The sequence below is a fragment of the Shimia sp. genome (genome assembly GCF_965227725.1).
Taxonomy (GTDB): domain Bacteria; phylum Pseudomonadota; class Alphaproteobacteria; order Rhodobacterales; family Rhodobacteraceae; genus Shimia.
Window position 1 is genome coordinate 124155 of sequence record NZ_CBDDGH010000003.1, and the last position, 24486, is coordinate 148640.

Sequence of the window (24486 nt, forward strand, 5' to 3'; positions counted from 1 at the left end):
AAGAGCACGCCTTGCGGCGCAACACACACCGTGCGGCCGGTTCATCCGCGTTCGTGAAAAAAATCGTAAATTGTCTCAGCCAGCTTGTCGGAGACGCCATCAACGGCTTTCAAATCCGCCAGATTGGCGCGGGAGACCGCCTTTGCGCTGCCAAAATGCGCCAACAACGCCCGTTTTCGCGTCGCGCCCACACCTGGTACGTCGTCCAGAGGGGTCGCACCCACGGCTTTGGCACGCTTCGCGCGGTGGGTTCCGATCGCAAACCTATGCGCCTCATCGCGTAGGCGCTGAACAAAATAGAGCACCGGATCATTGCGTCTGAGCGCCATCGGGCGTTTGCCGATCCGGTAGAATTCTTCCTTGCCGTGGTCCCGGTCTACACCCTTGGCCACGCCCACCATCGGGATGTCCTCCACGCCATATTCTTCCATGATCTCATGCACCGCACTCACCTGCCCTGCACCGCCGTCAATCAACAGCAAGTCAGGCCACATGCCCTGATCGCGATCTGGGTCTTCCTTCAGCAGCCGCTTAAACCGCCGGGTGAGCACCTCTTTCATCATGCCAAAGTCATCACCCGGCGTCAGGTCATCCCCTTTGATGTTGAACTTGCGATAGCTGTTTTTCATGAAGCCTTCCGGCCCCGCCACGATCATGCCGCCCACGGCATTGGTGCCTTGGATGTGACTGTTATCGTAGACCTCGATGCGCTGCGGCGGTCCGTCCAGATCAAAGGCCTCTGCCATACCCGACAGCAGCTTGGCCTGCGTTGCGGTCTCGCTCATCTTGCGCGCAAGGCTCTCGCGCGCATTGCGCGCCGCTCCGGCCACAAGCTCAGCCTTCTCGCCCCGCTGCGGCACAAGGATCTCCACCTTGCGCCCCGCTTTCGTGGCCAAGGCCTCTGCCATAAGCTCTTCATTTTCAATGGGATGAGACAGGATCAACTGGCGCGGAGGTTCCTTGCCGTCATAGAACTGCCCGATAAAGGCTTCCAGCACTTCGGCCGCATCAATCTCATTGCCCACCCGCGGATAGAAATCGCGGTTGCCCCAGTTCTGATGTGCACGAATGAAAAACACCTGCACACAGGCCTGCCCGTTCTCAAGGTGCAGCGCAATCACATCCGCCTCGGTCACCCCGCGCGGGTTGATCCCTTGCGCCGATTGAACGGTCGTCAGAGCCCGGATCCGATCCCTCAGCGCCGCGGCTTTTTCAAACTCCATCGCATCGGAGGCTTCCTGCATCTGCGCTGCCAGCGCCTCTTGGATCTGGGTGGAGCGCCCAGACAGGAACCGCTCCGCATCCCGCACGCTCTCCGCATAATCCGCCTCGCTGATCCGCCCCACACACGGCCCAGAGCAGCGCTTGATCTGATACAGCAAGCAGGGCCGCGAGCGACTTTCAAACATCGCATCCGAGCAGTTGCGCAACAGAAAGACCTTCTGCAGCTGACTCAACGTCCGATTGACTGCCCCCGCGCTGGCAAACGGGCCGTAGTAACTGCCCTTCTCTTTCTTGGCACCCCGGTGCTTTTTGATCTGGGGAAACCCATGGGCGCGGCTGACCAGAATATTGGGAAAGCTTTTGTCATCACGCAGCAGCACATTGTATTTGGGTTTGAGCTGCTTGATCAGGTTCTGCTCCAGCAGCAGCGCCTCGGTCTCTGTCTTCGTGGTCAGAAACATCATCGACGCGGTCTCGGAAATCATCCGCGCGATCCGCCCCGAATGCCCACTGGGCCGCGCATAGTTGGACACCCGCGCCCGCAAATTCCGCGCCTTTCCAACATAGAGCACCCGCGCCTGCGCATCGAGCATCCGGTACACACCCGGGGAACCATCCAAGGTTTTGAGATAGCTCTGAATACAAGCGTGACCGGTCGGGCCGGCAGAGGGAATTTCGATGTCAGACGTCATGACCGACAAATATGATTCTTTTGGTCGGCCTGCAATCTTAAGCCCCGCGGGGCAAGAAGAATTACATCCACGGAAACTGTGGATAACTCTGGAGATATCTTTCTCAGCCGTAAAGAAATCCCTTATTTTTAACGTAACTTGTTACCGTGCCTATTTTTTAAGCACATATGCAAGTAATTGATTTTACTTGTTTTTATTTTTTGCGATGCACAAATTATTGAAATCATTAACAAAAAGTAACGAAAACATGACAGCTCTGTGAACAGTGCACAACTCGCGCGGCTCAGAACCATTCTAAGCTACGAATGTCTTCAAAGGTGCTTTCCTAAAGTATGATCAGCTCTGCGCGCCAAAGCGTCATTCGCTGGCAAAAACATCCGGCGTCTGCCAGGCCAGATGCTGGCCACCATCCACACAGATCAACTGCCCGGTCACGGCTTTTGCATCCAACAGGTACCCCAGCGCGGCGCATATGTCAGACGCATCAGCCCCGCGTTGAAGAACAGTGCTCGCGCGTTGCGCGGCAAAGTCCGCCTCAGATTGCCGGCTGCCCTGCAGTGTAGGGCCCGGACCAATGGCATTCACCCGCACATGAGGCGCAGCGCTTTGCGCCGCTGTCTGGGTCAGCGCCCACAGCCCCATCTTGGCGATGGTGTAGGACGCAAACTCCGGCGTGAGCTTGCGCACGCGCTGGTCGAGCATGTTCACAATCAGACCAGCCGCGACCGGCTCTCCGGCCTCATCAGCGGTCGCTGTGAGGCCTTGAGCCACCATAGCCTGTGACAGCACAAATGGCGCCCTCAGGTTGCTTTCGATGTGGCGGTCCCAGCTTTCGCGCGTGGCGTCCTGCAGGCTGTCCTGTTCAAAAATCGAGGCGTTGTTGATCAGACATGTGATCGGCCCACCCAGCGCCTCAGAGGCCTGCGGCAAGAGGGCTTGCGTCTGGGTCTCGTCCAGCAGGTCGGCCTGCAGCGTGACACCGCGCCCCCCAGCTTTCACAATGGCTTCAACGGTCTCCAGCGCGCCGATACGAGAGCTGGCATAATGCACAGCCACATCGTAGCCGCGCTCCGCCAGATAGACTGCCATGGCTTGTCCCAGCCGCGCCCCAGCGCCTGTCACCAATGCCCGCACTGTGCTCTCCTGCCTTAAGTCAACGTCACCGCGATGTAGATCAGATAGAGCGCGGTAAAGACAACACCCCAAATACGTGTGAGATCCTGTCGTAGGAACACAAATGGTATCAAGAGCAGCGAAGACCCCAGCATCACCCAGAAATCAAACTCAAAGAAGTCCGGATCCACGCGGATCGGATGGATGAGCGAGGTCACACCGATGATGGCGAGTAGGTTGAAGAGGTTTGAGCCAATCACATTGCCCAAAGCCACATCCGCCTGACGGCGCAGCGCGGCCATGACCGTGGTTGCAAGCTCCGGCAAAGAGGTGCCAAGCGCAATCAAGGTGAGGCCGATCACAGTGTCACTCACGCCATAGCGGCGGGCGATGACTTCGGCGTTGTCCACCATCAGATCCGCGCCAAGTGGCAAGCCAATCAGGCCAAGGATCAGGAACACGAAGATGCGCCACCATGGCATATCGGGGTCTGCGCCCTCGACCTCTTCCTCGTCTTCCATTGCGCAGGCCGCCTCGGCCTTCCGATGACAGCGCGCCTGATAAAACGCACTGCCCAAAGCGATTGTCAGGCCTGCGAGCAGGATCAAACCGCTGGTGAATGTAAAGAAGCCCGCGCTCGCCACGCCGATAAACAGGACCGTGGCGGCAATCATCAGCACATAGTTGCGCCGCGAGTTGCAATGGCTGGTCTGGATCGGTGCGAGCAGCGCCGGAATGCCCAGCACCAGCAGCACGTTGGCGATATTGGAGCCAACCACATTGCCCAATGCGATGCCCGGTGCGTTTTTCAACGCCGCCTCAATAGAGATCAGAAGCTCAGGAGCAGAGGTGCCAAACGCCACAATCGTCAGCGACACGATCAGCGCCGGAATCCCGATCCGCAAGGACACGTTCACCGCGCCACGTACCAGCGCATCGCCTGCCAAAAGCAGGATCACGAGCCCAAGCCCAACCAGCAGCCATTCCATGTGTTACCCCATGTTCTTTCGGCAGGGGCACGGCCCTTTGCCAATTTGGAAGCGCCCGCACTTGGGGCATTTTTTTGACTGCAACCGCGTCTTTCCCAAGAGCTTCTGCCCCGGCAAGCGCAGCTTGCCAAACATGGCCAGAACCGCCATGCCGATCAGGAAAAAGGAAACGATCTTTACCAGCATTCTATAATCCGAAGCGCGCGAATTCTGCGCGTTCTTCGATCCCAGCCAGCGCATCCTGCGCCAGCGTCGCGCCAAAGCGCTGCAAAACCGAACGCTTCACGCCGTAGCGGCGGAATTTGACCTTCTCGCCAAAACGCGTCTTCAGCACCGGCACCAGATGACCGATCTCATCAATCAGGCCAACCTCTTTGGCTTTGCGGCCAATCCAGATTTCTCCGGTGTAGAGATCCGGCTCATCCGCCAGCTTGCTGCCACGCCGCGTTTTCACGTGCTCAATGAAGTTCTCGTGGATCTGCTCGAGCATTTGCTTCAGCCGCGCCACATCTTCGGGCTTTTCAGGGCGAAACGGATCCATCATCGACTTGCTTTTGCCCGCCGTATGCACACGGCGCTCAAAGCCCTGACGGGACAGGAACACATTCGCGCCAAACCCTGCGGAGATCACCCCGATAGAGCCCACCACGGAGCTGTCATCGGCGTAGATTTCATCCGCTGCGGCCGCGAGCCAATAGCCACCGGAGGCGGCAACATCCTCGACAAAGGCGATCACGGGGATGCCCTTTTCCTCCGCCAGACGACGAATGCGGCTGCCGATCAATGCGCTTTGCACCGGGCTGCCACCGGGCGAGTTGATCTCAAGCGCCACAGCTGCTGGCTTGCCTTTGCTGAAGGCTTTCTCGATCACTGGCGCCAGCGTGGCATCATTCAGCTGCCCGCGTGTGCCCGCAGCGATGGCGCCTTGCAGACGGATCACGGCGACCACAGGCGGTTTTTTGGCAAAAGGGTTCAAGCGTTTCATCTGATCGGATGTAGAACGCGCATGTGCCTTTCACAAGGCAAGCCCCCAAGGAAAGCGCTGTTTGATGCCAAAAAACTTACCGGCCTGCACAGCGCCGTGGCGTCAGTTGCGAATGCGCCAGCCGGTTTTGAAGATCCACCAGATCGCGGCCAGACAGACCGCCGTGAACCCGCCAATCGCCAACAGGCTCAGGCCGATCGGCACATCTGCGGTGCCAAAGAATGACCAGCGAAAGCCCGAGATAAGATAGACCACCGGATTGAACAGCGTGATCTTCTGCCAGATCGGGGGCAACATTGAAATCGAGTAGAAAGATCCGCCAAGGAAAACCAAAGGCGTCACCACCAGCAGCGGGATCAATTGCAACTGCTCAAAGTTTCCGGCCCAGATGCCGATGATAAAGCCAAACAGCGAGAAGCTCAGGCACGTCAGAACCAAGAACAGGATCATCGCGCCGGGATGCTGGATCGGCACATCGACAAACAGCATGGCTGTGGCGAGGATCACCACACCGATGAAGAGCGCTTTGGTTGCCGCCGCGCCGACATAGCCAAGAACGATCTCCAGAAAATTCACCGGCGCGCTCAGCAACTCGTAGATGGTGCCGATGAATTTCGGGAAATAGATGCCAAAGGAGGCGTTGGAGAGAGATTGCGTCATCACCGACAGCATGATCAGCCCCGGTACAATAAATGCGCCGTAGCTCACGCCTTCCACCTGATCAATCCGGCTGCCAATGGCAGCGCCAAACACCACAAAATAGAGCGATGTGGAAATCACCGGCGAAATGAAACTTTGCGCAATCGTGCGGAAAAACCGTGTCATTTCAGCGTAGTACATCGCCCAGACTGCTGCCCAATTCATGCTGCGCCCTCCGAAACCAGACCCACAAAAATATCCTCAAGGCTGGACTGCTGGGTCTGCAGATCCCGTAAGGACAACCCGGCAGCGGACAAATCGCTCAAAAGCCGGGTGATCCCCGTGCTCTCCCCGCGCGTGTCATAGGTGTAGCGCAACGCTGCGCCACCTTCGACCAGCTCCAGCTGATAGCTCGCCAGCGCCTCCGGCACCGCGGCAACGGCCTCCTGCAACTCGATCTGCAAGGTTTTCTGCCCCAACCGCGCCATCAGCGCGTCTTTCTCTTCAACCAACAACAGTTCGCCGCCGTTGATCACCCCCACACGGTCAGCAATCGCCTCGGCCTCTTCGATGTAATGCGTCGTCAGAATGATGGTGACACCCTGCGCCTTCAGGCCAGCCACGATGTCCCACATATCTTTGCGCAGCTCCACATCAACGCCCGCCGTTGGTTCATCCAGAAACAGCACATCCGGCTCATGGCTCAGCGCTTTTGCAATCAGCACCCGCCGCTTCATGCCGCCGGAGAGCTCCATCACACGGGAGTTGCGCTTGTCCCACAGTGACAGCTGCTTCAGGATCGCCTGGATCTTGGCAGGGTCACGCGGCTTGCCAAACAGGCCGCGTGTATAAGTCACCGTATCGATCACTTTGTTGAAGGGTTCCAGATTGATCTCCTGGGGCACCAGACCAATCATCGCGCGCGCCTGACGGTAGTTGGTCACAACATCATGCCCGCCAACTCGGACGTGCCCAGCCCCGGGCATGGTGATCCCGCAAATCGTGGAAATCAGAGTGGTCTTGCCCGCCCCGTTTGGTCCCAGAAGCGCAAGGATCTCTCCCCGCTCAATGCTGAGGGTGATGCCCTTGAGGGCCTCAAAACCGCCAGCATAGGTTTTGCGCAGGTCTTCAATCTCTACAATCACAATCGCGGCCCCCTCTTCATTGAAGGCCACAACCTAACAGGCGGTGCCGTCAGGCCAAGTGCAATTTCACGAGACTGTGATGTGCATCGGCGCACAGACTTTCTGCACCGATGCGGTTGAAATCAATGAGACGCGCGCTTAGCCGCCGGTCAGCCGCTTGAACAGACCCTTCTTTTCACCGGCCTCCTCAGCAGCATCAGCGCTGTCTTCTTCTGCCTCTGCCGGACCTTCCAACGCGCTCTGGAAGTTTGTGAAAAACTGGTCGGCCATCTTCTTCGCGAACCCGTCAATGAGACGGCTGCCAAGCTGTGCAAGCTTCCCGCCAACCTTCGCCTCCACCTCATAGGTCAGGAGCGTGCCAGTCTCACTTTCCGCCAGTGTCACATCCGCGCCGCCTTTGGCGAAGCCCGCAGCCCCACCTTTGCCCTCGCCGGTCAAGGTCAAGCTCTGCCCCTCCACCAGATTGGACAGTTCCACCTTGCCCTTGAAAGTCGCTTTCACCGGACCGACCTTCTGCACCACGGTGGCCTCAAACCCCTCTTCCGCGTTTCCGGTCACTTCTTTGGCGCCCGGCACACAGGCCAGAAGCGTGTCCGCACTCAAAAGCGCAGCCCATACTTCGGCCACCGGTGCGGCAATCTCTCTCTGGTCACTCATATGCATGGCAGCGCTCCCCTTTGCCTCGGCCATCTGGCCCAACTTTCGGCCAACCTAGGCTCAGGCTCTCCGCGCCGCAAGCGCACGAAGGTCGTAAATGCGGCTCAAATCCGACATGCCTCTGACCACCGCATAACGCTATTATTCCGCATTGTGGAATTTCTTTCTGCATATTGACAGGCAGCAGCGAATCCCGTTTTCTGTTCACAAGCAAAATAAAATTCTGCATTGCAAAATTTAAGCGCCAACACAGAACTTTTGGCTCGGAGGCCCGTCACATGATTTCTCGCATTCTAAAACTCGAAGATGGCGTCGGCTGCGAATATGGGCTGTCCAAATGGATCCACATCGATCAGGCGATGATTGATGCCTTCGCCAAAGCCACAGGGGATGAGCAATATATTCACACCGATCCTGATGCCGCGCGGGACACGCCTTACGGCGGCACCGTGGCGCATGGGTTCCTGACCCTGTCCCTGCTGTCTCAAATGATCGCGGATGCGGTGCCACGCACCGAAGCAGAAAGCACCGGCATCAATTACGGCTTTGACCGCGTGCGCTTTGTGGCGCCGGTCAAAGCAGGGGCAGACATTCGGGGCCGCTTCACGCTGGCAAAATATGCTGAACCACAGCCCGGCGTGATTGAAACCCAGTGGAATGTGACCGTCGAAATCAAGGGCGAGGACAAACCCGCACTTGTGGCACAATGGAAAAACCTGCGCTTTGAAAAAGACGCCTCCAGCTTCAAGAAAGCCGGGTAAGAACGGCACCGCCCCGACGTACAAAAAACGCGAAACAGCTGCGCAATCGACGCACATTCGCCCCACAGCTTCAGGAACTTTTTCATGCGCGACGCACTCATTGTCTCCACCGCCCGCACGCCAATCGGCAAAGCCTACCGCGGCGCTTTCAACAACACGCAGGCTCAGGAGCTGATCGGCCACGCGGTCTCTCATGCGGTCTCCCGCGCGGGGCTCGAAGGCCATGAAGTCGAGGATTGCATCATCGGCGCTGCCCTGCAGCAGGGCTCAACCGGCTCCAACATCGGCCGTCAGGCCGTGGTGCGTGCCGGCTTGCCCGTGAACGTCGCCGGCATGTCGCTGGATCGGCAATGCGCCTCTGGCATGATGGCCATCGCCACGGCGGCCAAACAGGTCATCCATGACGGTATGGAGGTGGCCATTGGGGGCGGGGTGGAAAGCATTTCGCTGGTGCAAAACGAAAAAATGCGCCGCGACCGCCTGGCTGATCCCTGGATCAAGGAGCACAAACCGGCGCTGTATATGAGCATGTTGGAAACCGCTGAGATTGTCGCTGACCGCTATGGCGTCACACGCGAAGATCAAGACGCTTATGCGCTGCAATCCCAGCAGCGCACCGCCGCAGCGCAGGACGCCGGAAAGTTTGACGATGAAATTGTGCCTCTGACCTCCACAATGGATGTCATGGACAAAGAGACCAAGGAGATCTCTTTCCGCGAAGTGACCCTTGAGAAGGATGAAGGCAACCGCCCGGGCACGACGCTTGAAAACCTGCAGGGCCTGAACCCGGTGTTCAAAGACGGTCAGCAAGTGGCAGAAGGCCGATTCATCACCGCGGGCAATGCCTCTCAGCTGTCAGATGGCGCATCGGCCTCTGTCATCATGGAAGCGAAACTGGCGGAAAAGCAGGGGCTTGAGCCGCTCGGGCGCTATGTGGGGGTGATGGCTGCGGGGCTTGAGCCAGATGAAATGGGCATTGGCCCGATCTACGCGGTGCCAAAACTGTTGAAAGCGCATGGCCTGACCATGGATGACATCGGGCTTTGGGAACTCAACGAAGCCTTCGCCTGTCAGGTCCTGCATTCTGCGCGCGAACTCGGCATCCCCAACGACATTCTGAACGTGAACGGTGGTGCCATTTCCATCGGTCACCCCTACGGCATGTCAGGGGCGCGTATGGTGGGTCATGCGTTGATCGAAGGCAAACGTCGCGGTGCAAAATATGTGGTATGCACCATGTGTGTGGGCGGCGGCATGGGCGCTGCAGGCCTGTTTGAGGTGCTGTAAGCAGCCATCACCAAAGAAAAACGCGGCGCTTCATCACAAAGCGCCGCGTCTTAAAACTCAGATGAGCAATCAGCTGCCAACTGTCTCTGCGACCATCGCGTCGATCGTGCCATCGTCCAGCATGGATTGCACCGCAGCATCAAAGGCGTCCATGAATGCAGTGGCCTCAGCCCCCTGCCAGTCGCCACGGAAGCCGACGTGTGCGGTCTCAGCGGAGGTGTCCAGCACGCGCTCAACGTTCTTCAGACCTTTGTCGTTGATCACCATCTCTGCCGCGAGCTGCTCCTGCACGTAGCAATCGATCCGGCCACGGTCGAGCTTCATCAGGTTCTGCTCGGTGGTCTGCGCCTCTTGCAGCGAGATCAAGCCGCCCGCCACCATGTCAAAGAACGCGTCGCCAGGTGTGCCAAACCCCGCATTGTTTCCGAAGGTCAGGCCCGAGAAGTCTTCCGGGTAATTCCAGCCAGCGTCGGCCACGCCGTTGCGGCAATAGACGGACACTTTCTCGGTGATAGGCGCGGTGGAATAGGTGCCGATCCAAGGGCGGGATTCACGGCGCACATATGTCCCGATCAGACCGTGCGCTTGGCCGCTTTCCACCAGGTTCACGGCGCGAGACCATGGCACAGCGTCGATCTCAACATCATACTGGCCTTCAATGCGGCTCAGCGCTTCGGTGATGACGTCCACCCAGATCCCGGTTGGCGCGCCATTTTCAACGCCCATGTAAGGCGCATAGGCTTCGTCCTGAACAAGGCGAATGGTTTCAGCGGAAGTGGCAGTGGCGAGGGAGGCGCAGGCAAAAGCGGCGGCGCACAGAACTCGGTTCAACATTGCAGTAATCTCCAAGGTAAGGTCTCAAGTGGTCACCTCGCGACGCTGCATCAGACATGTAAACGAAAGGTTCTCAAGCGGCAGAGTTTGCAGGGCAAAATCCGCAAAATATCCAAGCATTGTTGGATAAATTGCGCTCAAATCCGCCCCTTCAACCGACGCGAAAGCAGCGCCCGATTTGTTTCATCCAATAACAGTGCAGTGACGAGGTCTTCTGCTGCCGATTTCTCCGGATATCTAGAAATCATCAAAGGAGACATATCATGCTGACACGCCGCGCCGCTCTTGGCCTTTTCGCCGCCACACCTCTGGCTCTTGCACTTGCTCCCAATGCCGCCCTGGCCGCCAAGCCCTTGGTGTTCCAGAACCCGCTCGCGATCAACGGCATTGATCCGGTTGCCTATTTCACCAAGCAAAAGCCGGTGAAAGGGGACGCCGCAAACCGCGTTGATTGGAATGGCGCGACCTGGCATTTTTCCACCGCTCAGAACGCGGCCAAATTCGAGGCCAACCCGGAGGCCTATGCCCCGATCTTTGGCGGCTACTGCGCGTTTGCCGCATCCAAAGGATACCTCGCCCCGACCATTCCGGAGGCCTGGACCATCTATGAGGACAGGCTTTACCTCAACGCCAACATGCGCGCGATGGAGCTCTGGCGTCAGGACATTCCGGGCAACATCAAGGCTGGTTTGGCCAACTGGCCCGGCATTCTCGGCTAAGCCAAAAGCAAAAGGGCGCATCTGCGGTAAGATGCGCCCTCTCCCCAATCTGAAACCGTTTTAGGCGGCATAGCCTTTCATCACTTGGCTCAGGTGGTAATCCGTATCCCCAAGCTGGGCATCCAGCATGGTCAAGCGCTTGGCATAGTGGCTCACGGCATATTCCCAGGTCATCGCGATGCCGCCATGCATCTGGATGCTCTCTTCCGCCACCAGACGCGCCGCACGGCCAATCATATTTTTGGCCATAGAGGCATATTTTGAGGCCTCATCGCCGCCCAGTTCTGCCGCTGCCTTGATGGTGATCGAACGGGCCTGTTCGATTTCCGTCAGCATGTCCACCGCGCGGTGCTGCAGCACCTGAAACTTACCGATCGGCACACCAAACTGCTTGCGCTGTTTGAAGTAATCCACGGTGGTGGCATGGGCCACATCCATCGCCCCCACGGCTTCAGCACAAAGCGCCACAATGCCCGCGTTGATCGCGTCTTTCAGCGCCGCTTCGGCATCCGCCAATATCAGTGTCGCAGGCGTGTCATCCAACAGCACCTCGGCAGCGCCGCCGCCGTCCATCATGCCATAGCCGGTGACGTTGGCGTCCTCAGCCTGCACAGCAAACACGCCCAGACCTGCACCGTGGCGCGCAGCCACCAAGATTACATCCGCCACCTGCCCGCCGTAAACCGTTGATTTGCGGCCTGAGAGCGTAAACCCAGCCTCTGCCTCTTTGGCCTGAGTGGCAATTTGATCAAGCTCATAAGGCGCGTCGATTTCCGTGATGCCCACCGCATATGTGGTGGCACCAGTCAGCAAAGCCTCCTGATCCGCACCTGCTGCGGCCAACAGACGAGACGCCATCAAAGCCCCGAGCAGCGGCTCCGGGCAGAGCGCTTTGCCCAGCGCCTCAAACACGACGGAGATGTCAAAGCCAGTGCCGCCCATGCCTCCAGCGCTTTCAGGTGCCAGCGCATAGAGCGCGCCCAGCGCCACCATCTGCTCCCAAAGGGCGGGATCATGATAAGGCGCTTCATAAGCCACCTTGATGCGGTGCTCGACAGGGTATTGATCCGCCAGAAAACGGCCCAGCGTATCGGCCAGCATCTGGCGATCTTCGGTCAGATTAAAGTCCATCTCTCAGAGCTCCAGCATGGTTTTGGTGACGATATTGCGCTGGATCTCATTGGATCCGCCAAAGATCGAGGTTTTGCGGTTGTTAAAATACCGCGCCGCATTGTGTTCGGTATCTGCAGGGCCAAACATCAGGTTGCCTTCGGTCACATGACCGGGGAATGGCGCGGCCGCGGGGCCAAGCGCGCGGCGCGCGAGGTCTTTGAGCTCCTGATTGATCACCGTGCCTTTGATTTTGAGCAAAGAGGTTTCCGGCCCCGGCGCCCCTTGTTCCTGAGCTTTGAACAACATCCGCAGATTGGTGATTTTCATCGCCTCAAGATCAATCTCCGCCTGCGCAATCCGGGCCGCAAACAGCGGATCTTCGATCAACGGACGCCCCCCGCGCATGGTCTTGCGCGCGATGGATTTCACCTCTTCCAGCGCCTGCATCGAGGAACCAACCCCGGCAATCCCCGTGCGCTCGTGGGTCAGCAGGAATTTCGCAATGGTCCAGCCTTTGTTTTCTTCGCCCACAAGGTTGCCAATCGGCACCCGCACGTCGGTGAAGAACACCTCATTCACCTCATAGCCACCTTCGATCAGCTTGATCGGGCGTACCTCGATGCCCGGCGTGGCCATATCCACAAGAATAAAGCTGATGCCTTGCTGCTGTTTGGCATCCGGATCGGTCCGGCACAGGCAGAAGATCCAGTCGGCGTGCTGGCCCAGAGTGGTCCAGGTTTTCTGCCCGTTGATGACCCACTCGTCCCCGTCCCGCTCCGCGCGGGTCTTGAGGCTCGCAAGGTCAGAGCCCGCGCCCGGTTCCGAGTAGCCCTGACACCACCAATCGGTGCCATCCAGAATGCGCGGCAGATAGTGGTCCTGCTGTTCTTTGGAGCCAAACTTCTGCAGCACCGGCCCCAGCATATTCAGCCCGAAGGGCACAATGCGCGGCGCATAGGCGCGACAGCATTCCTCATCAAAGATATGTTTCTGCACCGGGCTCCAACCGGGGCCACCAAACTCCTTGGGCCAGATCGTCGCCAGCCAGCCGCGCGTGTTCAGAATGGCATGCCATTCCTCCATCATCGCTTTGGTCAGCTCACCGCCTGCGCGCACCGCATCCGAAATCTCTTTCGGCAGGTTGTCGGCCAGAAAGCTGCGCACCTCATCGCGAAACGCGAGGTCGTCTTTGGAATAACTCAGATCCATGGCGTCACTTCCCTTTGTTCAGATCAGCAAATGTGGAGCCGTCATCTGCCATCTTCTTCAGCAGCGCTGGCACCTGCCAGTAATACGCATCCTCGGCGGCATAGGTTTCAATGCGTTTCACCAGCTCTGCCGCACCGATGGTGTCCGCATAATGCAGCGGCCCGCCGCGGAACCGCGGGAAGCCGTAGCCCATCAGGAACACAACATCGACATCCACCGGTCGCAGCGCGATCCCGTCTTCGATCACCCGCACCGCTTCGGAGATCATCGCGGTCATATAGCGCTCCACGATCTCCTCATCGCCAAAGCTGCGCGGCGTTATTCCGGCCTTGGCGCGTTCTTCCTCGATGATGCCGTTGAGATCCGGATTTTCCAGCGTCTCGCGGCCCTCATAGACAAAATAGCCCTTGCCGGTCTTGCGCCCGTTCCAGCCATTTTCGCTCAGCCGGTCCGCAATGGCCCCGCCGTAGCGCTCCTCTGCAGGCCGCGTCGCCGCCAGCCGCTTGCGGGTCATATAACCGATGTCCAGCCCCGCCAGATCGCCAACGCGGTGCGGTCCCATGGCAAAGCCAAAGCCTTCCAGTGCCTTGTCCACCTGATCGGGATGCGCGCCATCCAAGACCAGATAGCTCGCCGCTTTCAGGTAATGCCCCAAAATCCGGTTGCCGATAAAACCGTCACAAACGCCCGCGCGCACGCCCACTTTGCGCATCTTCTTGGCCAGCGCGAACCCTGTCGCGACCACCTCAGGCGCGGTTTTCTCGCCAACCACCACCTCAAGCAGCTTCATGATGTGCGCAGGCGAGAAGAAATGCAGCCCCAGCACGTCACTTGGTCGGCTGGTCTGCGCCGCAATCTCATTGATATCCAGATAAGAGGTGTTGGAGGCGAGGATCGCCCCTTCTTTGCAGATACCATCGAGCTTGCCAAAGATCTCTTTCTTGACGTCCGTGTTTTCAAACACGGCCTCGATCACCAGATCCACCTCACCAAGGCTCTCAAGCGCGGTTGAGGCGGTCAGCATCGCCAGCGCCGCATCACGTTTCTCGGCACTCATCTTGCCGCGTTTCACCGCGCCATCGAGATTACCTGTGATGGTTGCCACGCCTTTGTCGAGGGCCTCCTGCGTGACCTCGACCAAGGTCACGGGCAGCCCTGCCATCAGCGCAGAGGTGGAAATGCCCGAGCCCATCGTGCCGCCACCAATCACGCCGAGTGAGGCCACATCGCGGGCCTGCGCTTTTTTCTCGGGGATATTCGCAACTGCGCGCTCACCAAAGAAGGCGTGGATCAGCCCTTTGGATTGCGGCGAGGCCAAACAGGTCATGAAGGCCGCGCGCTCGAGCGCCAGACCTTCCTTGAAATCACCCATAGAGGCAGCAACAGCTTCCACGCATTTCTGCGGGGACATCAGATGCGGATGTTTCTTTGCAACCATCGCCGCAGTGGTCTCAATTGCGGCCTCATCCGGCGTTGTGGACAGATCACAAGTCCGCCGCGTCGCCAAGGCACCGCTCACCACATCACGCGCTGCCGCCAATGCCACATCACGCGGCTCACCGTCATCAATGCGGTCAATCAACCCCATCTTGTGAGCTTCCGCCGCGGGCACATGACGGCCAGAGAGGATCAGATCGAGCGCATTGGGGATGCCCGCCAGACGGGGCGCGCGCTGCGTGCCGCCCGCGCCGGGCAGAAGGCCAAGCAGCACCTCCGGCAGGCCCACTTTCGCGCTTGGCACGGCCACCCGTGCGTGACAGCCCATCGCGCTCTCAAGCCCGCCGCCCAGCGCGGTGCCGTGGATGGCGGCCACTATTGGCGTCTCATTGGCTTCCAGAATATCGCAGACCTCAGGCAGGCCCGGTGCCATCGGCGGCTTGCCAAACTCGGTGATGTCGGCCCCCGCAACAAAGGTGCGCCCGGCGCAATAAAGCCCAATCGCCTTGGCACTTCCCGCCGCGCGGATCTCTTCCAGCGCATCCACAAGACCTTGGCGCACCGCAACCCCGCTGGCATTCACCGGCGGGTTGTCGATGCAAATCAAGGCCACATCATCCACAAATTCTACGCTGACTTTTTTATCGCTCATCAGGAGCCTCCCTCAATCCTCAACGCCGCCCGCACGGGGCGGCACCTCTCAGCAAATGGTTTCACCGCCATCGGCCACAATCGTCTGTCCGGTGATGTATGCGCTGGCGTCTGTCGCCAGAAACAGCGCCGTACCGGCAATGTCTTCCGGCTGGCCAATCCGGCGCAGCGGGTTTTGTCCTTCGACCTTGGCAAGCACCTCCGGGTTTTCCCAAAGCGCGCGAGCAAAATCGGTTTTCACAAGCCCCGGCGCGATGGCGTTCACACGGATTCCTTTCGGCCCCCACTCAACCGCCAGATTGCGCGCAAGTGCTGCGTCTGCCGCCTTGGAGACGCCATAGGCGCCAATCACAGGGTTGCCGCGAATGCCCGCAATCGAGCTCAGGATGATCACATTGCCGCCGCCGCGCTTGGCCATATCCGGCAATACCAGATTGCAAAGCTGCAGGGGCGACAGCACATTTGCCGCCATGATTTTATGAAACGCCGCATCATCCAACGCCGACATCGGCCCATAAACCGGATTGATGGCCGCATTGGCCACCAAGACATCAATCTGCCCCCAGACCTCGTTGGTCTTGGCCACCAGCGCCTCAACCTCTTCGCGGTGGCTGACGTTGCACGGCACAACAAGAGCTTCGCCGCCCTGCGCGCGGATCGCTTCAGCCACCTCTTCGCAAGCTTCCGCCGTGCGGCTTGAGACCACAACACGCGCGCCGGCTTTGGCAAACATCTCGGCAATCGCGCGGCCGATGCCCCGGCTAGAGCCGGTGATCAGCGCCACTTTCCCCGTCAAATCAAACATCGCGGCCTCCTCCTCATTGGCAACAGTCTAGGGCCGCGCAACCGCTCCTGAAAATCGGTTTCGCTCAAAGCGCGTGATTTGCGACGCGACGTGACTTTGGGCAAAATCCTCATGACGCAGACCAAGTTGCCGCTAGGCTAACCCGCACCAATAACGCCCAACACGAGCTGACCGGACACGCCAATGCCACATCCCAACGCCCGCATTCCTGACTTTTGGCCAGCCGGAAAACGCTGGACGTTTGACCGCCCGGACCACCCTCTGGATGCAAACCTTGAGGCCAGCGTAGAGAAATGGGGGAACCGTATTGCGGTGACCTACAATGGCGCAGACTACACCTATGCTGACATCGCGGCGCGTGTGACAGCTTTCGCAGGGTATCTGCAACATGAAGCAGGTCTGCAAAAGGGCGACAGGGTGCTGCTTTATACGCAGAACTGCCCGCAATACATCATTGCCTTTTACGGCATCCTGCGCGCGGGCGGCGCGGTGGTGCCTGTGAACCCGATGAACAAACAGGCCGAGATCGACTACCTCGTCAGTGATACCGGCGCCAAAATCGCCGTTTGCGCCCTTGAGCTGTCAGATCACATTCTGCCCGCCCTCAAACGGGGCGTGCTGACCACGCTGATCGGCGCTCGAATGACTGATATGGGGCAAGAGGGCTTCGACCTAGTGCCGCAAAACCTCGCTGCTGCCATGTCAGAGACCGAGGCCGAAGCGCTGGGGATTGTCGGTTTTCAAAAGGCGCTGGACCAAGCGCACACCCCGCGTCCGCGCGACACCACAAGCGATGACCTCGCTGTCATCCCCTACAGCTCCGGCACCACCGGCCAGCCCAAGGGCTGTGTGCACACCCATCGCACAGTCATGGCCTCACTGGTCGCCGGGGTGATCTGGAACCCGATCCATGAAAACACCGTCCATCTGGGCGCCCTGCCCTTCTTTCATGTCACTGGCATGATGAACGGCATGCACGGGCCGATCCTCACAGGCGGGCGCAATGTCATCCTGCCACGCTGGTCCTCCGCCCTGGCTGCGGGGCTGATTGAGCGCTATCGCATCACCCGCTGGCGCTCGATCTCCACCATGGCCATTGATCTGGTGAACGACCCGAAATTTGACAGCTATGACCTTTCAAGCCTTGAGATGATTGGCGGCGGGGGCGCGGCCATGCCCGAAGCCATCGCCAAAAAGCTCTATGACATGACCGGGCTGGATTATGTCGAAGGGTATGGCCTGTCTGAAACCATGGCCGCCACCCATGTGAACCCGATTGACGCCCCCAAACGCCAATGTCTGGGCCAGCCGATTTTTGAGGTGGACAGCCGCGTGCTTGAGATTGGCGGCGACACTGAACTGCCCCATGGCGAGGTTGGCGAGATTGTCATGCATGCCCCGCAAAACTTCATCGGCTATTGGCAACGCCCCGATGAAACCGAAGAGGCCTTTGTCGAGATTGACGGCGTGCCTTTCTTCCGCTCAGGCGACATTGGATACCGCGACGCCGATGGCTATTTCTTTATGGTCGACCGGGTCAAACGCATGGTCAATGCCGCCGGTTTCAAAGTCTGGCCCGCCGAGATTGAAATGCTGATGCTGCACCACCCGGATATCGCCGAGGCCTGCGTGATCGGTGCCAAAGACGAGCGGCGTGGCGAATGCGTGAAAGCCGTGGTGGTCACCCAGCCAGAAGCACGCGGCACGCTGACCGAGGAAAGCGTGATCGCATGGTGCAAAACCCAGATGAGCGCCTACAAATGCCCCTCAATCGTGGAGTTTGTGGACGCTTTGCCCAAATCAGGCGCAGGCAAGGTCTTGTGGAAAGACCTGACATGACGCATAGAAAATTCCACAATGCGGAAATAGGCCCCTTTGCATGAGAAAACGTTCCTTAGCGACCAGCGACACCAGCCAAGCGCCCGAGGCCGACCGCCAGTTTGTCACCGCCCTCTCCAGAGGGTTGGAGGTGCTGCGCTGCTTCCGTCCACGCGACCGCATGGGGCTGTCCAACCGAGAGCTGGCCGAGCGCACCGGCCTGCCCAACTCCACCGTCTCCCGCCTGACCTACACGCTGCTGCAAACCGGCTATCTGCTCTATGATGAGCAGACCGGGCGCTACCGCATCGGGGTGCCTGCGCTCAGCCTTGGATTTGCCTGCCTTGGCAGCATGCCCATCCGCGATGCCGCCAAGGAACATATGCAGCGGCTCGCCGACTACGCTGGGGACGGGGTGCAGGTAGCACTGGGTGCGCGCGACGAGCACACGGTGACTTATCTGGCCTGCGCGCGCGCGGAAAAAGGGATGATGTCCCTGCAACTCGGTGTCGGCTCGCGCATCTCTCTCGCCCGCTCCGCCATGGGCCGCGCCTATATTGCGGGATGCCAGCCTGAAGAACGCGCCGAAATCCTGGAAACACTGGCCATCCACCATGGCCCCGAACGCTGGCCATCGATCCTTGAGGGCATCAAAGACGCGGAACGCCAGATTGCCGAGAAAGGGTTTTACGGAAACTATGGCGACTGGCACGAGGGCGTGCATTCCATTGCCGTGCCCTTCCCGGTGCAAAGCGATGCCTCTCCGGATCTGGCCCTCAACTTGGGTGGCCCCGCGCCCTTCCTGACACGAGAGCGGATGGAGAAAGATCTGGCCCCGCGTCTGATGGAAATTGCGCAGTCCCTGCGCTTGCACGCCACACAGATCTGAAATCCGCTTGACCCTTCTGAGCGCCTGCACCACCGTGCGGGCGCAAGACTACCAGGAGGCCAACATGGCGCAGATCACCCAATCCGACATCGACACTTTTCAGACCGACGGTGTCGTGCTGATCAGAGGGCTGTTTGCCGATCATGTAGAGGCATTGCGCGCAGGCGTGGCCCGCAATATGGACGCGCCCGGCCCCTTTGCTTCCAACAATGAGAAAGCCGGAGAAACCGGTCGTTTCTTTGATGACTATTGCAACTGGCAGCGCATTCCGGAATTTCAGGAGGTCATCGAAACCTCCCAAGCCTCCGAGATCGCCGCACAGTTGATGCAATCACAGAGCGTGCAGATGTTTCACGACCACGTGCTTGTGAAAGAACCCGGCACCTCCATGGCAACCCCATGGCACACCGACGGGCCTTACTACTTTGTCGAGGGCAGCCAGACCATCAGCTTCTGGTCGCCGCTGGATCCGGTGAAAGACGCCACCCTGCGCATGGTGGCAGGCAGCCACAAATGGGAAAAGCCGGTCCTGCCCACCCGCTGGGTCTCCGAGGAAAGCTTCTTCCCCAATGAAGACGACTACATGCCGATCCCCGATCCGGATGCCGAAGGCATGCGCGTGCTGGAATGGGAAATGGAGCCGGGCGATGCGGTGGCGTTCAACTACCACATCCTGCATGGCGCGCGTGGCAACACCGCCACCTCCCGCCGCCGCGCCTTTTCGCTCCGTCTGCTGGGGGATGATGCGCGCTATGTCGAGCGTCCGGGCCGCACCTCACCGCCGTTCCCGGGCCATGAAATGCAAGAAGGCCAGAAACTTCGGGAAGACTGGTTCCCGATGCTCTGGCCTCGCAGCTAAGCCAACCTGACTTAGCGAAACAGTTTACAGGGATCAGCTGTTGCTCAGCTGGTCCTTCACTCTTGGGCCCACTTTGCCAAAATCCATCTGGCCGGTGTATTTGGCCTTCAGCGCGCCCATGACCTTGCCCATGTCACGGATCGACTCAGCGCCCACTTCGGACATTGCCGCCGTGATCGCCGCAGTGATCTCGTCATCGCTGAGCTGTTTGGGAAGGAACTCTTCGATCACCGGGATTTCGCCCAGTTCCCGCTCTGCCAGATCCAGACGCCCGCCTTCCTCATAGGTGCGCGCGCTTTCCTGACGCTGTTTGACCATTTTGGCCAGGATCGACAGGATTTCCCCATCGCCCACACCGGCGCTGTCGTCACCCTCGCCCCGCGCTGCAATGTCACGATCTTTGATCGCAGCCATGATCAGGCGCAATGTCGAAAGCCGGTCAGCGGCTCGGTCACGCATCGCTTGTTTCAATGCGCTATTGATGTCGTCTCTGAGTGCCATTCATCTTGCCAATTGCTGTCAAACACAAGCCTGCGACCTTACAGAAACGTAAACTGACTCGCAACAGCGGGAATTTTTTGTCCAAACCCCTTAAAACAAGGGCTTCGCTTCGCCATAGAATTGCTTGACGCCCGCCGTGCGGCGACATATGCATCGGCCAATTTGCCAGCCGGAGACTCGCCCATGACCGCATCGACCCCCGATCACCCGACCGCCTGCCTCGCGCTTGCTGATGGCACTCTGTTTTACGGACGTGGCTTTGGGGCCACCGGCGAAACTGTCGCGGAGCTCTGCTTTAACACCGCGATGACCGGCTATCAGGAAATCATGACCGACCCGTCTTATGCAGGCCAGGTTGTCACCTTCACCTTCCCCCACATCGGCAACACCGGTGTGAACCCGGAAGATGATGAAACCGGGGATCCGGTGGCCGAAGGCATGGTGGTGAAATGGGACCCGACCGCGCCTTCCAACTGGCGCTCTGTTGAAACGCTCTCCGACTGGCTCGCCGCACGCGGCCGCATCGCCATTGGCGGGATCGACACCCGCCGCCTGACCCGCGCAATCCGCCAACAAGGCGCGCCACACGTGGCACTCGCCCACGACCCGGATGGCAACTTTGACACCGAAGCGCTGATCGCCAAGGCACGCGCCTTCTCCGGCCTTGAAGGGCTCGACCTCGCCAAAGAAGTGACCTGCGCACAAAGCTACCGCTGGGACGAAATGCGGTGGGCATGGCCAGACGGCTACCCGACCCAAACCGCGCCCAAGCACAAAGTGGTTGCCGTGGACTTTGGCGCCAAACGCAACATCCTGCGCTGCCTCGCCTCTGTGGGCTGTGACGTCACCGTCCTGCCCGCCACCGCGACCGCCGAAGAAGTGCTCGCCCATGGCCCGGACGGTGTGTTCCTGTCCAACGGTCCGGGTGACCCGGCCGCCACAGGGGAATATGCAGTTCCGATGATCCAGGACGTTCTGAAAGCGGACATCCCGGTCTTTGGCATTTGCCTCGGCCACCAGATGCTCGCCCTCGCGCTTGGCGCCAAGACCGTGAAAATGAACCACGGCCACCACGGCGCGAACCACCCGGTGAAGGATCATGACACCGGCAAAGTGGAAATCACCTCCATGAACCACGGCTTTGCCGTCGACGGCCAAACCCTGCCCGAAGGTGTGGTGGAGTCCCACGTGTCCCTGTTTGACGGCTCAAACTGTGGCATCCGCATGGCCGACCGTCCGGTCTTCTCGGTGCAGCACCACCCAGAAGCCAGCCCCGGCCCGCAGGACAGCTTCTACCTGTTTGAGAACTTTGCAGCAGCCATGGCGGCCCGCGCCTAACCTCGCCGCAAAGCACTAAAAACACTCAAACCCGATCTGCACCGCAGGTCGGGTTTTTTAACTTTTTGCCCGCCCAAGACGATCTCGTTAACCACCTGTTAACCATAAAGGCGCAGCCTGAAACTGCGAAACAAAGCAGGTGGGCGACATGGCAGCCGCACGACTGCAAAAACTTTCGGCACCACCGCTCACGCGACAGAGCGCGCGCCTTCCCCTGGCGCGTGCTCTGATCGAGCGCAATACAGTGACACCGTGGCAGGTGTTTTACGCGCTGCAACACGAAGCCCAGTGGGACGCTTCCCTCCCCGAGATATTAACCGCGCGCGGCTGGATTTCAGAGCCGGACATGCGCGCCCTGTTGGCCGAACGCCATGATCTGCGGCAGGTCGATCTCAGCCGAACGCCGCCCGCTGCGGAGCTGGCCACGCTCCTGCCCCCGGAATTTTGTCTGCAGCACAGCGTGTTGCCTTGGGCGCGGCTTGGCGAAACGGTGATCCTTCTGACAGGCCGTCCGCAAGCGCTGGAAACACTGCGCGCCGCCCTGCCCGATCCTCTGAAATCCGCGCTCTTTGCTGTTGCGAGCCGCCAAGACATCGAGCATCACATCGCGCTCTTTCATCGCAAATCCCTGACTCACCGCGCAGAAACAAGTGTGGCGGAGGCAGACAGCTGCCGCACGCTCGGGCATGCACGCAAAGGCAAAACAGCGATCTTGCTGGCGATCCTGACATTGATTGCCGGTCTCGCGGCGGCTTTCCCGACACTCCTGCGCGACACGCTGCTCTTTTGGACATTGCTCACCCTGATGGGCGCAATTTTTTTACGCTTTGCAGCCCTCTATCAAGCGGCCGTTTCTGCGCGCGACCCGACCGCCGCAAATACGCTCCCCGAAACTGCCCCGCCAACCGCGATCCCGCTACCTCTCCCCCGCATTTCCGTTCTGGTGCCGCTGTTTGACGAGCCGGAAATCGCATCCGCCTTGATCCAGAGGCTCACCCATCTCACCTACCCGCGCGCGCTGCTGGAAATCGTGCTGGTACTGGAGGAGAAAGACACCCAAACCCGCGCGGCCATTGCCAAAACGCGATTGCCTCGTTGGATGCGCGTTGTCGAAGTCCCGGCAGGTTCCGGCATCACCACCAAACCCCGCGCGCTGAACTACGCGCTCCCGTTTTGTCGCGGCGACATCATTGGTGTCTGGGACGCCGAGGACGCCCCGGCCAGTGATCAACTGGAAAAAGTGGCGGCCCACTTCGCGCGCGCGGCACCGGATGTGGCCTGCCTGCAAGGCACGCTGGACTACTACAACCCCTACACCAACTGGCTCTCACGCTGCTTCACCATCGAATATGCTGCGTGGTTCCGGCTGGTGTTGCCCGGCCTTTCAAAGTTGGGGTTTGCGATCCCTCTGGGCGGCACCACGCTGTTTTTCCGCCGCGCCATTCTGGATGACCTCGGTGGCTGGGACAGCCACAACGTGACCGAAGACGCAGACCTCGGCATCCGCCTTGCCCGTCACGGCTACCGCACCGAGCTGCTGGACAGCGTCACCCAGGAAGAAGCCAATTGCGCGCCCATCGCCTGGATTCGCCAGCGGTCCCGCTGGCTCAAAGGCTATGCGGCCACCTACATTGTCCACATGCGCCAGCCCCGGCAGCTTTTGCAATCCTTGGGGCTGCGAGGATTTATGGGGTTCCAGCTGATCTTCCTTTGCAGCCTCAGCCAATTCTTGCTGGCCCCCCTGCTCTGGCTGCTCTGGGGGGCGGCCTTTGGCCTGCCCGCGCCGCTGATCGGCCATCTGACCCCCAACATGCAAACTGCCATCACGGCGCTTTTGCTGACCGCCGCCGCAACCAATGGTGCCATCTGGATTGCTGCTGTTGCCAAAACCAAACGGCCACGGCTCTACAAATGGATATTCGCGATGCTGATCTATTTCCCGCTCGCCACGCTGGCGGCGTTCAAAGGCATGATCGAAATCGCCGTGGCGCCGTTCTATTGGGACAAAACCCGCCATGGCCGCACCGCGGAAGGCATCTCCCACGGTGTCGAGACTCCGGTCCAGAGCACAGACACAGCGGAGATCTAAATCAGCTCTCGTTTTCCTGTTTCAGGCGCGTGACAAAGGCCGTTGAGATATGGGCACGCAGCGCTTCATCGGCCGCATCTCCGTCACCGGCTGTGATCGCATCCACAATGGCCTGATGCTCCACAATCGTGTCCTCACCCCGCCCTTCCACAGCAATGGAGGTGGTCGCCATCAAAGCCATGGAGCGATGCACGAGGTCGAGCTGCTGCACCAGATACCGGTTGTGGCTGGCCAGATGGATCTGCTTATGAAACCGCCGGTTTGACCGCGCCAAGGCAGAGGGGTCGTCCACCCGCGCCTGATCGGCCTCCACCATGTCACGCAGCACGCGCACCTCTTCTTGGGTGGCGTGACGCGCTGCCAGACGGGCCGCCAGCCCCTCAAGCTCGCTGCGCACCACATAGAGCTCCGCCATCTGGTTGTGGTCCAGTGAGTTCACAATCAGGCTGCGCCCGTCTCGCGCCAATAGCGACTGAGTTTCCAGCCGTTGCAACGCCTCACGGATCGGGGTGCGCGACATGCCAAACTTCTCGGCCAGATCGCTTTCCACCAGCCGGTCCCCCGGTTTGTAGACCCCCACATCAATGGCCTCCAGAATAAGCGTGTAGGCGTCCTTATTCGGGCGAGCGCTTTGGGACATATCGGGCAGCTTCCTTTGCTTCGTTGTGCGGGCCAGCATCGCGCAGCCCCCAAGGTGATGCAACCCCGCCAAAGGCGACAAACGCTCCCCCA

Annotated in this window: 23 protein-coding genes; 8 read left to right on the forward strand and 15 right to left on the reverse strand. The window is 59.6% G+C overall.

The features are described from left to right. Positions 1-41 precede the first annotated feature (41 nt). The 8 genes from uvrC to ACO07T_RS06300 all read right to left on the reverse strand — a co-directional run bounded on the left by uvrC (position 42) and on the right by ACO07T_RS06300 (position 7450). Positions 42-1916, reverse strand: a complete 1875-nt coding sequence (gene uvrC / locus ACO07T_RS06265; protein ID WP_209065843.1) for an excinuclease ABC subunit UvrC — start codon at positions 1914-1916, stop codon at positions 42-44. Positions 1917-2273: 357 nt separating this feature from the next. Continuing rightward, a complete protein-coding gene (locus ACO07T_RS06270) occupies positions 2274-3050 on the reverse strand; it encodes an SDR family oxidoreductase (RefSeq protein ID WP_422048709.1) in 777 nt (258 codons plus the stop codon). Between the two features lie 14 nt (positions 3051-3064). Beyond that, positions 3065-4018: a calcium/sodium antiporter gene (locus ACO07T_RS06275; RefSeq protein WP_209087433.1), complete on the reverse strand. Its 954-nt coding sequence runs from the start codon at positions 4016-4018 to the stop codon at positions 3065-3067. 3 nt (positions 4019-4021) lie between these two features. Then, on the reverse strand, positions 4022-4204 hold the full coding sequence (locus tag ACO07T_RS06280) for a hypothetical protein (RefSeq protein WP_422048710.1): 183 nt from the start codon (positions 4202-4204) through the stop codon (positions 4022-4024). Position 4205: 1 nt separating this feature from the next. Next, positions 4206-5003, reverse strand: coding sequence for a S49 family peptidase (locus tag ACO07T_RS06285; protein ID WP_422048711.1), 798 nt, complete (start codon positions 5001-5003; stop codon positions 4206-4208). A gap of 102 nt (positions 5004-5105) precedes the next feature. Further along, positions 5106-5867, reverse strand: coding sequence for an ABC transporter permease (locus ACO07T_RS06290; RefSeq protein ID WP_209065839.1), 762 nt, complete (start codon positions 5865-5867; stop codon positions 5106-5108). Next, on the reverse strand, positions 5864-6787 hold the full coding sequence (locus ACO07T_RS06295; RefSeq protein ID WP_422048712.1) for an ABC transporter ATP-binding protein: 924 nt from the start codon (positions 6785-6787) through the stop codon (positions 5864-5866). Before ACO07T_RS06295 ends, ACO07T_RS06290 begins: the two co-directional genes overlap by 4 nt. A 138-nt stretch (positions 6788-6925) precedes the next feature. Continuing rightward, the gene (locus ACO07T_RS06300; protein ID WP_422048713.1) at positions 6926-7450 is read right to left on the reverse strand and encodes an SRPBCC family protein; all 525 of its coding nucleotides are present in this window, start codon (positions 7448-7450) and stop codon (positions 6926-6928) included. A gap of 272 nt (positions 7451-7722) precedes the next feature. Here ACO07T_RS06300 and ACO07T_RS06305 point away from each other — a divergent pair, with 272 nt between their 5' ends. Then, entirely contained in the window at positions 7723-8205 is a 483-nt protein-coding gene (locus ACO07T_RS06305) for a MaoC family dehydratase (protein ID WP_209080603.1), read from the forward strand. Between the two features lie 84 nt (positions 8206-8289). After that, positions 8290-9492: an acetyl-CoA C-acyltransferase gene (locus ACO07T_RS06310; RefSeq protein ID WP_422048714.1), complete on the forward strand. Its 1203-nt coding sequence runs from the start codon at positions 8290-8292 to the stop codon at positions 9490-9492. A 69-nt stretch (positions 9493-9561) separates the two neighbouring features. On the opposite strand, the gene ACO07T_RS06315 is transcribed toward ACO07T_RS06310, so the two are convergent. Continuing rightward, positions 9562-10326, reverse strand: a complete 765-nt coding sequence (locus ACO07T_RS06315) for a substrate-binding periplasmic protein (protein WP_209080598.1) — start codon at positions 10324-10326, stop codon at positions 9562-9564. Positions 10327-10589: 263 nt separating this feature from the next. Here ACO07T_RS06315 and ACO07T_RS06320 point away from each other — a divergent pair, with 263 nt between their 5' ends. After that, complete coding sequence (locus ACO07T_RS06320; protein ID WP_422048715.1) at positions 10590-11045, forward strand: YHS domain-containing (seleno)protein; 456 nt, start codon at positions 10590-10592, stop codon at positions 11043-11045. Between the two features lie 60 nt (positions 11046-11105). Here the strand turns inward: ACO07T_RS06320 and ACO07T_RS06325 are convergent, their stop codons facing one another. Genes ACO07T_RS06325 through ACO07T_RS06340 form a run of 4 tightly spaced genes read right to left on the reverse strand, consistent with a single transcriptional unit; the run spans position 11106 to position 16260 of the window. Next, the gene (locus ACO07T_RS06325; RefSeq protein ID WP_422048716.1) at positions 11106-12176 is read right to left on the reverse strand and encodes an acyl-CoA dehydrogenase family protein; all 1071 of its coding nucleotides are present in this window, start codon (positions 12174-12176) and stop codon (positions 11106-11108) included. 3 nt (positions 12177-12179) lie between these two features. Beyond that, positions 12180-13367 (reverse strand): acyl-CoA dehydrogenase family protein, encoded by a 1188-nt coding sequence (locus tag ACO07T_RS06330; protein WP_422048717.1) that lies wholly within the window; start codon positions 13365-13367, stop codon positions 12180-12182. 4 nt (positions 13368-13371) lie between these two features. Beyond that, entirely contained in the window at positions 13372-15456 is a 2085-nt protein-coding gene (locus ACO07T_RS06335) for a 3-hydroxyacyl-CoA dehydrogenase NAD-binding domain-containing protein (RefSeq protein WP_422048718.1), read from the reverse strand. A gap of 48 nt (positions 15457-15504) precedes the next feature. Next, complete coding sequence (locus tag ACO07T_RS06340; protein WP_422048719.1) at positions 15505-16260, reverse strand: SDR family NAD(P)-dependent oxidoreductase; 756 nt, start codon at positions 16258-16260, stop codon at positions 15505-15507. A 183-nt stretch (positions 16261-16443) separates the two neighbouring features. Here ACO07T_RS06340 and ACO07T_RS06345 point away from each other — a divergent pair, with 183 nt between their 5' ends. The 3 genes from ACO07T_RS06345 (at position 16444) to ACO07T_RS06355 (ending at position 19826) form a co-directional block, all read left to right on the forward strand. Further along, positions 16444-18099, forward strand: coding sequence for a long-chain-fatty-acid--CoA ligase (locus ACO07T_RS06345; protein WP_422048720.1), 1656 nt, complete (start codon positions 16444-16446; stop codon positions 18097-18099). Positions 18100-18139: 40 nt separating this feature from the next. Continuing rightward, complete coding sequence (locus ACO07T_RS06350; protein ID WP_209065828.1) at positions 18140-18967, forward strand: IclR family transcriptional regulator; 828 nt, start codon at positions 18140-18142, stop codon at positions 18965-18967. 64 nt (positions 18968-19031) lie between these two features. Then, on the forward strand, positions 19032-19826 hold the full coding sequence (locus ACO07T_RS06355) for a phytanoyl-CoA dioxygenase family protein (protein WP_422048941.1): 795 nt from the start codon (positions 19032-19034) through the stop codon (positions 19824-19826). A gap of 33 nt (positions 19827-19859) precedes the next feature. Here the strand turns inward: ACO07T_RS06355 and ACO07T_RS06360 are convergent, their stop codons facing one another. Continuing rightward, positions 19860-20327: a GatB/YqeY domain-containing protein gene (locus tag ACO07T_RS06360; protein ID WP_209080568.1), complete on the reverse strand. Its 468-nt coding sequence runs from the start codon at positions 20325-20327 to the stop codon at positions 19860-19862. Positions 20328-20510: 183 nt separating this feature from the next. Between ACO07T_RS06360 and carA the strand changes: the two genes are divergently transcribed. Both carA and ACO07T_RS06370 read left to right on the forward strand, forming a co-directional pair. After that, entirely contained in the window at positions 20511-21665 is a 1155-nt protein-coding gene (gene carA, locus ACO07T_RS06365) for a glutamine-hydrolyzing carbamoyl-phosphate synthase small subunit (RefSeq protein ID WP_422048721.1), read from the forward strand. 148 nt (positions 21666-21813) lie between these two features. Continuing rightward, complete coding sequence (locus ACO07T_RS06370) at positions 21814-23754, forward strand: glycosyltransferase family 2 protein (RefSeq protein WP_422048722.1); 1941 nt, start codon at positions 21814-21816, stop codon at positions 23752-23754. A 1-nt stretch (position 23755) separates the two neighbouring features. Here the strand turns inward: ACO07T_RS06370 and ACO07T_RS06375 are convergent, their stop codons facing one another. After that, the gene (locus ACO07T_RS06375; RefSeq protein ID WP_209065823.1) at positions 23756-24394 is read right to left on the reverse strand and encodes a GntR family transcriptional regulator; all 639 of its coding nucleotides are present in this window, start codon (positions 24392-24394) and stop codon (positions 23756-23758) included. Positions 24395-24486 lie beyond the last annotated feature (92 nt).